A 12183-nucleotide genomic window follows, 5' to 3' on the forward strand; every position below is an offset into this window, starting at 1 on the left:
TCCAGTCCTAAGTTGTACGCTAAGGCTAAGGGTTACCTTAGCCTTTACCCATTAACGCCTCTATTTCCTCCGCTTCTATAGGCATGTTTTCTGTTAAGTTTTGCACACCATCTGCCCTGATGACCACATTATTTTCTAGGCGTATACCAATCTTTTCTTTTTTAATATAAATGCCCGGTTCTATGGTCAGTACCATATTGGGCAAAATGATACCATGGGTATCGCCTAAGTCATGGGTACTTAGTCCCAGATGGTGTGAAATGCCATGCATGAAATATTTTCTATAGGCTGGTGCGGATTTGGGTTGGTTTTTAATATCTGTAGCGTCTATCAGTTTGAGTGCGATCAGTTCTGCTTCTACCCATTCCCCTACTGCTTTATGATAAGCTGTAAAAGAAAGCCCTGGACGCAATAGCGCCTGAGCAGCCTTTAAGATGCGTAATACGGCATTGTATACTTGCCGTTGTCTGGTTGTAAATTTTCCATCAATAGGTATAACGCGCGTAAGATCAGCGGAATAATGCGCATATTCTGCCCCTACATCTATCAGTAACAATCCACCTGCTGGGCAGGGCTGATCGTTGTTAATATAGTGTAGAATACAACTATTCGCACCACTGGCCACAATAGGGGCATAAGCAAACCCTCTTGAGCCCCTTCGAAGAAAGGCATAGGCAAGCAATGCTTCTATTTCATATTCCATGATGCCAGGACGAACCATGGGTAATACAGATCGAAACCCAGCTTCTGTAATCGTGCACGCCTCTTGGATAAGGGTAATTTCTGCCTCTTCTTTTAGGCCACGTAGTTGTTGCATAATGGGTGCAAGGCGTCTATATTGATGTAAAGGATAGTGCTCCTTGCACCAATTGATAAACCGTCTATCCCTAGTGGCTATAGACACATTTGCTCTTGGGTGTTCATTTGTGTTGAGGTATATTGCGCTCGCTAGCCCCATTAGGGTATGAAAGATTTGTTTAAATCCATTGGCCCAGTGTACGGTGGTAATCCCACTGATGGTGGTGGCCGCTTCTTTGGAATACTTTGGCCCCTCCCAAATGGCAAGTTGTGCGTCTGTTTCTTTTATAAATAAAATTTCTTTCCATTCCTCTTTGGGGGCATCTGGATAGAGTAGTAAAATCGTTTCTTCCTGATCGATACCAGATCACTGTTTTGTACAAATGGCATCGTCCCATCTGTGTTTGTCGGCATTATATCATTGGCATGCAATACCACCAAGCTATTGGCATGCAGTTGCATGACCAGTTTGTTTCTGTTCTGTATAAATAGATTTGGGTCAATCGTTCTATAACGCATAAGATTGGGGTTAAAAGAATTCGGTTAAACGCTTAGGCAGGCCCTATTCATTAACCGTTGATTGGGCTGCTTGCGCTAGAATAGGTTTTATGTCAACAAAGTGGCCAAGCTATCTTTTGATAACATGATGCATATTTTTCTGCCATCTGGTGTGTACATCGTATTGCTAGATGAAAATAGTTGCGCCAACAAGGCATCTATCTCAACGCCATTTAGCTTGGTACCATGTGGTATACTCGCTTTTTTGGCCAATGCCCTGATGCAACATTCTGCAGGTTCTAGTTTATGTTTGCTGTTGTTCCATTTGAGTTGTTCTATAAGTCCTTCCAATAATTGCTTGGGTGTATGGTGGCTGAGTTCAGCTGGACAGCCATGGATAATAATAGTAGAGGTGCCAAATGGATCAATGATAAAACCTAATGAGCGTAAAATGGCTTCATTTTCTAGTAAAACCATATAATCAACAGGGTTTACGACTAGATGCTCCGGCATAAGTAACTGTTGTGATGCTCCATTTTTATTTTGAAAATGAGTTATAAATTTGTCATACAATACCCGCTCATGTGCTGCTTGTTGGTCAATTAACAGTGCACCGGATTGTACTTGCACGATAATGTAGCTGGCATATAGTTGTACAGCTGTTCCTGCGCCATGTTGATGGGGCAATGCCCCAACCGTTTGCGCTGATATAGGTGTTGCGCTGTTGTCTTTGGGATCCTCAAATAAACTTTTCCCATCTTTAGGTGGTACAAAGGATGGAAGAGAAGGCGCTGCTTTAAATTGTGTGTACGTACGCTCTTTTGCGGCTTGGGGGCTGTTTATTTGGATAGGATGGGTAAAGCGCAGCAGTGAAAAATTGGTATCCTGCTCAAAATCTAAAGAATCAACTACGTGATGGGTCGCTAAACTTTTTTTAATGGTTGCTTGCAAAATCGCATAAAGCGCTTTTTCATCTTGAAACTTAATCTCAGTTTTAGTAGGGTGTACGTTTATGTCAATCCATTGAGGATCAATGGTTAAATATATGGTGTAAAAAGGGAAACCATCTGCTGGTAAAAGTCTATCGTATGCATTTTTAATCGCGTGGTTTAAAAATGGACTCTTTATAAATCGCTGGTTTACAAATAAAAATTGTTCTCCTCTTGTTTTTTTGGTATATTCTGGTTTGCCTATATAGCCTTCTATAGTCACTATATTGGTTGTTTCTTTACAAGGGATCAGTTGTTTTTTATAACTTTCTCCAAATAAGTGTACAATTCGATGGCTTAATTTTTCTGGTGCAAGTTTATATATTTCCACATCATTGTGATAAAGTTTCCATCCGATGGCTGTTCTAGCGAGTGCGGCATGGTGGACCTCTTCTAGGATGTGCTTGAATTCTACAGGGTTAGATTTTAAGAAGTTTCTACGAGCTGGTATATTATAAAATAGATTTTTAACACTGATCTTAGTGCCTGGTGCGGTAGCGATGGTCTCTTCTTTTTTGATCTTAGATCCTTCTATGGAAATATAGATACCAGTAGCTGCTTCATGTAGACGGGTTTCCATTTCTACCTGTGCGACTGCTGCAATAGAGGCCATAGCCTCTCCTCTAAAGCCCATGGTTTGGATTTTAAATAAATCATCTGTGTGGGCAATCTTAGAAGTGGCATGTTTTTCAAAACAGATGCGTGCATCTACTGCACCCATGCCTATCCCATCGTCAATCACTTGGATAAGTTGCTTGCCTGCATCTTTTATAACAATTTTGATGTTTTTGCTTTCGGCATCTATTGCGTTATCTAGTAGCTCTTTAACGACAGAGGCAGGGCGTTGCACTACTTCACCAGCTGCTATTTGATTAATCAGTAGATCAGAGAGAAGACGAATTTTATTCATTATATTTGATGCAATGGGATAATAAGCATGTTTGCACAACTATCTTTAATCATAGGTATCCATGTTATCTACCTATTGTGGCGTAGGTTGTGCCTTTGCCAATATAATAGATAGATAAAGTGTTGTGAAATTTTTTTTCCTGTCATACACAAGCTTATGAAAAGTTGGCCAATTGTTTATTAGAAACGGCTTGTATCCATTTATAACTGTTTGATTTTTTTGGTATGGTGCATAGCTAGTCTCTAGCTGTCTATGCACGAAATGGGTTAGTAAGGTAATTTTATTTTTACTTTTTTCTTGATAAAAAAGTGGGCAAAAGACCCTGCACCTATATCAGTAGTCAAGTAAGTAGCAACTAATGGAATACCCCCATACATTTTATAAGCAATCGTATATTCTTCCATAGTTTTAGCGCCTTTCCCTGTAAAAACTCCTACTAAAAAGGTAATTAATAAAAAAATATATACGATGCTCTGATCTAGATCTATCCAGTTCATATTCTTAATTTTTTGTTTTTATGATTAATGTTTACTACCATATTCAAATAAAATCATGATTAAAAATTTGGCAAGACATGATTAACAAGCCTTTAAATCAACTGTAATTGCAATATTTTTAATGCTGATTGTAAGTTATATAGTGTATGTTTTTGCTTGAATCAAATGAAGTATTATTATGATATCAGTACATTAGTTTAGTTAAAATAAAGCAACAAGATAATCGTCATGGCTTTTTTATATACTATTAATGGCATATCAGGTACTCCTAGAAAAGAAATCTCCTGTTTCATAGCGGAATATTTTCAAAAAAAAGGAAAAACACAAACTCTCATAGCTGATCCGAAGGGCTTTAGCTATGGAAGGCTAGCTAACCGTATAGTCATGAATCATCATATTGCACTATCTAGTTTTACAGAAGCTTTGCTTTATCTTACTTGTAGCAAAGAAATATTTGATCAGGTTGATTGGGATAACAATTCTATCGTGGTTTCTAGAGGGTCTTTTTTAGAAACCTTTGGTTACCAAAATCAATTGGCTGATTGGGACCTAGAAGATGCTAGAAAGATTTTTCTTCTATTTGTTAAGCATATAAAGAATATTTATCCTCTTCTTTCTATAGTTCTTACAGAAGATTACGTAACAGCTGAAAAACGTGCTGGTAGTAAGTTTGAATATAAAGATGAGCAAGAAAAATATTTAAATGATTCGAATCGCTTTTTGCAGATTAAGCATCACCCTCTTATTCAAGAGATCGGAATCAAAGTAGTCAATGTGGAAGTAAAAAGCAGAAACCTAAGAAAAGTGTTTCAAGAAGAGATAGAACCTATTTTATAGATAAATTGTGTGTAATACTTATTTTTCATCGTATAACAAGCTGTATAGACTTAGAAGCGGATAGGGAACTCAGTTTAACAAAAGCACTAGTTGAATTCAAAAAAAGGAGTGGAGAACTATTTGTGAGGCTAGATAAAGCGTTAAATGGTTTATTGACTTTCTTTAAAAAGCCAGTATTAGACTGGTCAAGATTGTGCCTGAAAGACAAGTATAGAAAAATAAGAATTTCAACCTTAAATAGGCTCAAAGAAATACCCCTTAATCCTTAACTTGACGCCTATGGTTAAGCGAACACTTCCGCGAACTTTTTAGGACTATATATTTATGGTATTGATCTACTGTATAACAACTAACTAATCAGTATATATTGTTTATATCAGAGATACTTTACTTTTTATATAAAGATAATAAATTCAAACAGGTTTATAGTATCATGAAAAAATTACCGATTGGTGTTAGTAACTTTCGAGAGTTAGTAAAAGGAGATTATCTCTTTTGTGATAAAACAGCTATGATTGCTGATTTCCTAAGAAAAGGGGAGAAGGTTACACTAATCGCCCGTCCTCGCCGTTGGGGTAAGACGTTAAATATGTCTATGTTGCAGCATTTTTTTTCAGCAGAAGTGAATGGAGTGAGTACAGAAGGCTTATTTGATGAGTTAGGAATTGGCAAGTTAGATGATGGTAACCACATTGATCAACATCAAGGTAAGTACCCTGTCATTATGCTAAGTTTTAAGGATATCAATTCAGATAGTTTTCAAGGGGCCTACAATGCGGTGTATGAGTTGATATTAGAGGTATATAGTACATATGCCTACTTATTGCATAGCCATGCAATTAATGAAATACAGTTAGGGCAATTACATACTATCCTTAATAAGCAAGCTAATCAGCAAGCATTAGAAGCATCTTTAAAGCTTCTTAGCCAATGCCTTTACCAACACCATGGTCAAAAAGTCTATATTCTAATAGATGAATACGACACCCCACTAAACAAAGCTTATGGCAATAAGGAATACTTAGATACTATGGTCGCATTTATGCGTAACCTATTTAGTGCTGGTTTAAAAGATAATAATTACTTAGCAAGGGGCGTTTTAACGGGTATATTACGTGTTTCAAAGGATAGTATGCTATCTGGATTGAATAATCTAGAGACCTATACCTTGCTAGATGAAGAATATAGCGCGCACTTTGGATTTAGTGAAACGGAAGTTTCCTGTTTATTTGAAGAACATGGTCTTAGTACTGCTATGGAAGAAGTGAAAAGTTGGTACAATGGTTATAGGGTAGGTAATTTAGTCATGTACAACCCTTGGTCTATTATTTCTTGTATCAATAAATCAGGTCGTTTTGATGTCTATTGGGTTAATACGGGTAATAATAACTTAATCGAACACAAGGTGCTTACTGCTCATTCTGAAATCAAAGAACAATTCGAGCAGTTGATGCGTGGAGAATCTTTAGATATATCTATCAACAAACATCTTGCTTTTAATATTTTAGATAAAGATGATACATCTTTTTGGAGCCTTTTGTTATTTGCTGGTTATTTGACTTTTGAAACAAGTAATTTAAGTGCTTATACTACAGTATATGATTGTAAAGTAAGGGTCCCCAACTATGAAATATGGCGACTCTATAGTACATTTTTTCAAGAATGGTTCGTCTCTCAGTTTGAGAGAAAGCGGCAATATGATTCTTTCTTGAAACATTTGGTAGCTGGTGAAGTTCCTTTTTTTGTAGAACAGCTTAGCGACTTTTTACGTCGCAGTGTGAGCTATTTTGATACAAAAGCAAGTAGCACATCAGAAGGCTTTTACCATGGCTTTGTCTTAGGGATGTTAGCAAGTTTGGGTATTACCCATTATATACGCTCCAATCGAGAAAGTGGTTTAGGTCGTTATGATCTGCTGTTAATCCCTAAAAAAGAAGGTTTAAAAGCGCTTCTATTAGAATTTAAGCAGGTTCGCAAAGAAGAAGAGCTAGAAAGTGGAGCTAAACTTGCTTTAAATCAAATACAAACACAAGCCTATCATACCGAAATACTACAATATTCGCATGTAAAAGAAGTAGTGGAATGCGGTATTTCTTTTTCAGGAAAATCGGTATTAGCGGCTTATGCTATTTATGATTTAGTTTGTAAAAAGTATGGCGATCTTATTTTAACGAGTAGATATGGACAGGGAGAGGTGTAAGCATAGCCTATTTTCCCTCTTGTTTGTGCAGTGTTCCATTTCGGGCAAGATACCTATATAAGGTAGATCTAGGACCATGGGGCGTAAATTGACAGAAAGTTACGGTTTCATCCGAAAATTCCCATAGGTTGATTTTTCAAACCGTAACGCTCTGGTTACATTTTGAGGCCGTTGCAATAGAAAATCAAGTTTGTATAAAACAAACGAAATCTCCGCCTAATAGTTACTCTTAAGTATTAATAAGTACATAAATAATAATATTTTTAGTGCAATGGTATTACAAATACGTCCGAATTATTATCTAAAACCCTTTAAAATTTTCTATTGCAACACCTTCATTTCGATAAATCTCACAGATAGCTATGTTCTTCAATAAAATATGTACCATTTGGTAGTACATGTTTGTATGAAAGTAATGATATATGGGAGAGCGCATCTGGACTGATTTTTTCTCCTTCTAAGAATCTGTTACCTTTTTGTGATTGGGTAAAGTAAGAGTTTTTACGGTATACCCACGTAGTGTCTGATTTGTCTTTCAGCTAGGTTATTGGTTAGTGAGATATTTTCCATGTTTTAAGATCTGTGTAGCTTCTATTTCTTTGTAGGTAAAGTTATGATTTTCTGGAAGTTTTCCAGATACAGAGAGGGCAAGTCGTTTCCGATTTGCCCTGGATAGAAATTGGTTGGCATATTCTACAAATTGATCGTAAGTGAGTTTTTTTGCCGCTTGCATCCTCTTTTCTAGCCAATTAAAGTCTCCATTACGTTCAAAGGCAAAGGTATCTAACCAAGCCGATTTATCTTGTAGGTTAGGAAATAGATTTTCTAGGGTCAGCAGATAGTTTGCTCTAATTTTTTCAAATCGTTCAGCAGAAATATCATGGGGCATCTCTTGAAGAAAATCTTCTAAAAAGAGCTCAAATCGATAGAGCAGATCTTGGCATTGATGCGAATTGGATTGTACACCAAAACATTGAAATAGTCTCTTTTCTATCTCTTGATGCAAACTTTGGACAATATATCCTGTTTTTTGCTTGGTCCGTAGGGTTGTAAAAAATGCTTCTTGTAAAGCTATGGAAAGAATGCCTTGTGCTGCTTGTTTTTCAAAGGAAAAAGGTCCTTGGTCAATCGTTAAGATGATGCCATTCCCTTGTGCTGTAGTCTTTTCCTCTACTACAAAAGGGCCCTGATCAGCAAGGCAAAGCACCTCTTCTTTTGGATGAAGATGCTTTGGAAAAGCAGCATAACCTAGAATATGTTGCATATCCAACCAGCATCTTTTTGCCTCTTGCCTAGTCAAGTTCCCTGAGAAAAAGCCTTCAATATAACTCTTTTCAAAAAGTTTGGAATGGAATGATAGAAAATCTTCATAAGTAAGCCTATGAAGTGCTGTTAATTTTTCCTTTGAGGTACTGTTTGTTTTTTGAAGCAAACTACACAGTTTTTCGATAGCCTGTTGTATTGGCAATTGCTTTGCTGCATTTTCGTAAATCTTAGAAAGTTTAGAAATATAGAGATCAAAGTCTCTTTTTTGGGGAGTATGATGCTTTAATTCTTTTAAAATTTCTTTAAGCAGAACGGCGGCTTTATCGCTAAATCCCGAAATAGTGATTTTAAAACTGTTCCGAGCATGGCCAAAATTGGCTTCTAAACCTGCTGCTGCTGCACAAGAAAGGATAGGAGAGAGTTTATCTTTACTAAACTGAAGATAAAGATCCATTAAGCTGGCACTCTGTGCGGTCCCATCAATAAGCGGACTCTTGATATGCATCAAGTGCACTACTTCCGGCGTATCATAGAGATTGTCTTTGAAATAAAAAACTTTACCTTTTTTATTATCAACTATTTTTACTGGCGCTAGCTCTTTATGTTTTGGAAGCAGTGCTAACTTGGAAGGCATAAAGGGGTTCGGTTGGGGTAGCGCAATATGTGGATTAGGCGCAATCGTTTTCCACGATAATAGGAGTGCTTCAGGTACTTTGCGAACTGCATAGGCACCTCCCATCCATTTTTCTTTTTGATCGGTTGCCACTTTTGTTTTTTTAGAATCGGCTACAATATAGTATTGGCCATTTTCAGGTTGTAAAACCTGTAAAAGAGATTGGAATTTTTCAGATCTATAGGAACTGGGTAGTACAGTTTTTGCTGGATAAGTGGCAAGGGATTCATATAGAAGATCCCTAGCGTGGTCCATAACAAATGCAAAAGGATCTTTCCGGGTTTGATATTGATAAGAGCGTTTAGATACCTTACGCATTTCTTCAAAAAGGTAAGTAGGAAGCTGCATATTTCTTAGACCAGCTAATGTTTCAAAACAACGTTGCATCACAAGTGGCATTTGTGCTACGCCTTGGTCTGTTAAGGTTATATCTATTTCGAACAAAGCATTATGATGCCCTATTTTACCTGTCGAAGCTTGAAGATTTTCAGCTAGTCCTTCTTTTTTTAGGATTTCTAAAAGACTATTTTTTTGTCCTTGATTGATGGTATAAGCAAGGAGCTCTGCTGTCTTTGTTTCATCCACTGCAAATGAAGCAGGAAGCTCCCAGTCTAGATATAGATGCTGAATATTCTTGACAGGCTGAATATAGATAAAGTGGCCCAGCTGTTGGTCAGAAGATAAAGGTTTGTTTATTGTAAAAGGTTCAACTTTTCTATTTGGAATCTCAGAAAAAGTATCGGTAATGAGTTTTTTTAATGTATCTATAGGTTTAGGGGAATAGACCACGAGCTTCATTAGGTTAGCGCTGTAGTTTTCTTGGTACCATTTACGGAGTTCGTCTTGAGGAATCTTAGAAAGTGTTTGCGCATTGCCTATCGAAAACCATCGGTTGGGATGATCAGGATTGCCTAATTCTTTACAAATCATATATCTGCGCCATGCATCATTTTCAATATTTTTCGCATATTCTTGCTCGACTGCCTGCAATTCTCTTGCCACAGATGATGGGTTAAAAAGAGGGTCTATAAAAAAATGGGAAAAATAATCGATCGCTTGATCGAAAGATGGATGGTGAATGGAAAATGAATAGACCGTATGATCTGAAGCAGTATACGCATTACATTCTCCTCCATTATCTTTTATAAAACGATCGAAAGCATCCTCATCTGGATATTTTTTAGTTCCCATAAACAACATATGTTCGAGAAAATGGGCCGTTCCAGGATATGCTTCTGGATCTTGCCAAGAACCAGTTTTTATGCTTAAAGCTGCTGCTGATTGATCGGCCAGTTCATCGGAAATTAAATAGACCTCCAGGCCATTATTTAAGCAAAGCTTTGCTGTTTTTCGCTTTTGTAAGGAAGGATTAAGCAAAGGAAGGTTAGATTTATCTTGGATAATTTGGTAAGGTTCATTGGCCAAGGCAGAAGTATACATAAAAAGAGATAAAAGGATTTTTTTCATTATAGGTCAATGGTTAAATAGAAATTAGTTGAAGCTAAGACAGGTTCGTAAGCTTAAATAAAGATACAAAATTTCTAGATAAGCAGTATTCTTGATGTTATAGATTGATTGTATCAAAATATCAGATTTACAAGAGGTTTTCTTCGCTATATCTACCCGTTAGCACTATTTCAACAGCTTTTTACCAACCAGATCATAACTAACATAAGCCGCCAATACCGATTTTTCAGAAAAAGCAATACCGCATTCCACTACTTCTTTTACATGAAGGTATTGTAACAACCTCTACAAATCACACACACTAGATGATCTATCTACTCGCCTTTAAATCCCTTAAAAAATTTCAATAACTTAAGGTTTACAATTAACTTTATAGACATTATTTTGGTATCTAGGCTATCATTTAGTATTTAGATGGTGACTTGATGGTATATCTTCCTGAATAGCGTGCAGGATCGTATAAAAATAGTATAATGGCATTGCGTATGGTTGAGATGCTTCCTTTTTGCTTATACTTGTTAATAAATATGTTGTATGAATGATTATGCTAATTGCTAAGCGCTCGCATTTGCTAGGGATATTGTTTAGGTCGTTGGTATGGTTGGTGGTGCCCATTGCCCATCTCTTTGCAGAAAAAGTAGAAAAACCCACAAAAGTAGCAAAAACAAAAAAAAACCAAAAAGTAGACGAAGTAAAACAAGCAGCAAAAGAAGAAAAAGTAGAAAAGGCACTTGAAATTCTAGAGCGAACCTCTGCCTATTACCAAGAACTAGAGAACTTTAGTGCGACTTATCGTGTAACCATTAAATATCCAGAAGAAGATATGGTGCGGTATGATAAAATGCACATCACGGCTAGAGGACAACAATATAGGCTATCCTATGACCAAAAAGAGACGATAACCGATGGAGAAACCGTTTGGGTATATCATCAAGCACTTAAAGAAGTGACCATTAGCGAATATGATAAAACAGGTTCCGATTTGAATTTTGCTGAACTATATAATCTCTATCAACAAGGGTATCGATCGGTTTATATAGGAGAACGTATCGTGCATAAAGCCAAAAATATAATACGCGATATTGTTGAGTTAACGCCTGATCATGAGGATAGCAGTTTTAAAAGCATTACCCTGGAAGTGGACCGTGCTACCGCACAAATTCATAGCTGGGAAGTAGTACAAAACGAAGAAACAAGGTATATTTGTACAGTTTGTAAATTTGCTGTTAACATTCCCCTGTCGGATGCCTATTTTACATTTGATGTAGAGGCGCATGGCGACTTAGAGGTTATAGATCTACGGGAAAGTGAAGAAGAGATGGAAGATGAAGGGTAGGTGATCCCTTTGTTGCGTCCATCCAGGTTAAGGGCTGGTGGTAGGTTGATGAGATTAAACAATAGCTTTCTTTCGAAATAATTTACCATTTATGGAAACCATTCAACACCATTTAGATGAAGCTGAGCGCAGCATGGATAAGGCGTATAGCCATGCACAAGAGGCTTTTGCAAAAATTAATGCGGGACGCGCACTCCCTACCATGTTACACCATTTGATGGTGACCTATTATGGGAATCCTACGCCACTCCATCAAGTAGCTGCTATTACTACCGCTGATGCACGTACTTTGGCCGTGCAACCATGGGAACAAAATACCATTCCCCATATCGAAAAAGCGATTGCGGAAAGTCAGCTGGGGTTTTCGACTAGAAATGATGGGCGTACGGTTGTGGTTACCCTGCCGCCTCCCTCTGAAGAAAGACGCAAGAATTTAGTAAAACTCATTAAAGGTGAAGCAGAAAAAGCCAGAGTGGTGATTCGAAACCTTCGCCGTGACTACAAAGAAATGGTCAAGGCAACGCAAAAAGAGGGTATCCCAGAAGAGGCGATCAAGCGGGCAGAAAAGAAATTACAAGAGCTGACAGATGGCTATATTGATAAAATCAACCATCTTTTAACCTTAAAGGAGGCAGATGTGATGGCTGTATAGTCCGTATCGGGAATTATGGGGGTAGTTTTCAAGTAACCCAGTGCAACCGCCATCCGATTT

The 12183-nt window shown here is 37.3% G+C and carries 7 protein-coding genes and 2 pseudogenes; 4 read left to right on the top strand and 5 right to left on the bottom strand.

Translation table 11 applies throughout. From position 1 onward, the window contains the following. Positions 1 to 37: 37 nt before the first annotated feature. From CE557_RS04175 to CE557_RS04185, 3 genes and pseudogenes are all read right to left on the bottom strand, one after another. Positions 38 to 1317, bottom strand: a pseudogene (locus CE557_RS04175) (aminopeptidase P N-terminal domain-containing protein). Positions 1318 to 1404: 87 nt separating this feature from the next. Next, positions 1405 to 3198 carry a DNA mismatch repair endonuclease MutL gene (gene mutL, locus CE557_RS04180; RefSeq protein WP_114910481.1) on the bottom strand — a complete coding sequence of 598 codons (1794 nt, stop codon included), beginning with the start codon at positions 3196 to 3198 and terminating at the stop codon, positions 1405 to 1407. Positions 3199 to 3461: 263 nt separating this feature from the next. Continuing rightward, positions 3462 to 3692: a hypothetical protein gene (locus tag CE557_RS04185; RefSeq protein ID WP_114910327.1), complete on the bottom strand. Its 231-nt coding sequence runs from the start codon at positions 3690 to 3692 to the stop codon at positions 3462 to 3464. A gap of 228 nt (positions 3693 to 3920) precedes the next feature. On the opposite strand from CE557_RS04185, the gene CE557_RS04190 reads away from it, so the two are divergent. Both CE557_RS04190 and CE557_RS04195 read left to right on the top strand, forming a co-directional pair. Next, on the top strand, positions 3921 to 4529 hold the full coding sequence (locus CE557_RS04190) for a hypothetical protein (protein WP_114910328.1): 609 nt from the start codon (positions 3921 to 3923) through the stop codon (positions 4527 to 4529). Between the two features lie 433 nt (positions 4530 to 4962). After that, on the top strand, positions 4963 to 6729 hold the full coding sequence (locus CE557_RS04195; protein ID WP_114910329.1) for an AAA family ATPase: 1767 nt from the start codon (positions 4963 to 4965) through the stop codon (positions 6727 to 6729). Positions 6730 to 7184: 455 nt separating this feature from the next. Here CE557_RS04195 and CE557_RS05295 read toward each other — a convergent pair. Together CE557_RS05295 and CE557_RS04200 are read right to left on the bottom strand one after the other, a co-directional pair. Next, positions 7185 to 7296: pseudogene (locus CE557_RS05295) on the bottom strand (IS66 family transposase); the annotation flags it as partial. Beyond that, positions 7274 to 10135 (bottom strand): insulinase family protein, encoded by a 2862-nt coding sequence (locus CE557_RS04200; protein ID WP_114910330.1) that lies wholly within the window; start codon positions 10133 to 10135, stop codon positions 7274 to 7276. The gene CE557_RS04200 and the pseudogene CE557_RS05295, both read right to left, overlap by 23 nt. A 538-nt stretch (positions 10136 to 10673) precedes the next feature. Between CE557_RS04200 and lolA1 the strand changes: the two genes are divergently transcribed. Both lolA1 and frr read left to right on the top strand, forming a co-directional pair. Beyond that, entirely contained in the window at positions 10674 to 11471 is a 798-nt protein-coding gene (gene lolA1 / locus CE557_RS05065) for an outer membrane lipoprotein periplasmic chaperone LolA1 (RefSeq protein WP_162790006.1), read from the top strand. Positions 11472 to 11562: 91 nt separating this feature from the next. After that, positions 11563 to 12123, top strand: coding sequence for a ribosome recycling factor (gene frr, locus CE557_RS04210; RefSeq protein WP_114910332.1), 561 nt, complete (start codon positions 11563 to 11565; stop codon positions 12121 to 12123). The last annotated feature ends 60 nt before the right edge of the window (positions 12124 to 12183 follow it).

The organism is Cardinium endosymbiont of Sogatella furcifera (assembly GCF_003351905.1).
GTDB lineage: Bacteria > Bacteroidota > Bacteroidia > Cytophagales > Amoebophilaceae > Cardinium.

What these genes read in the sequence shown, in the direction of transcription:
- lolA1 (WP_162790006.1), top strand. Translation starts at nt 10,674, where the DNA reads ATGATTATGCTAATTGCTAAGCGCTCGCATTTGCTAGGGATATTGTTT.
- CE557_RS04195 (WP_114910329.1), top strand. Translation starts at nt 4,963, where the DNA reads ATGAAAAAATTACCGATTGGTGTTAGTAACTTTCGAGAGTTAGTAAAA.
- frr (WP_114910332.1), top strand. Translation starts at nt 11,563, where the DNA reads ATGGAAACCATTCAACACCATTTAGATGAAGCTGAGCGCAGCATGGAT.
- CE557_RS04190 (WP_114910328.1), top strand. Translation starts at nt 3,921, where the DNA reads ATGGCTTTTTTATATACTATTAATGGCATATCAGGTACTCCTAGAAAA.
- CE557_RS04200 (WP_114910330.1), bottom strand. Translation starts at nt 10,135, where the DNA reads ATGAAAAAAATCCTTTTATCTCTTTTTATGTATACTTCTGCCTTGGCC.
- CE557_RS04185 (WP_114910327.1), bottom strand. Translation starts at nt 3,692, where the DNA reads ATGAACTGGATAGATCTAGATCAGAGCATCGTATATATTTTTTTATTA.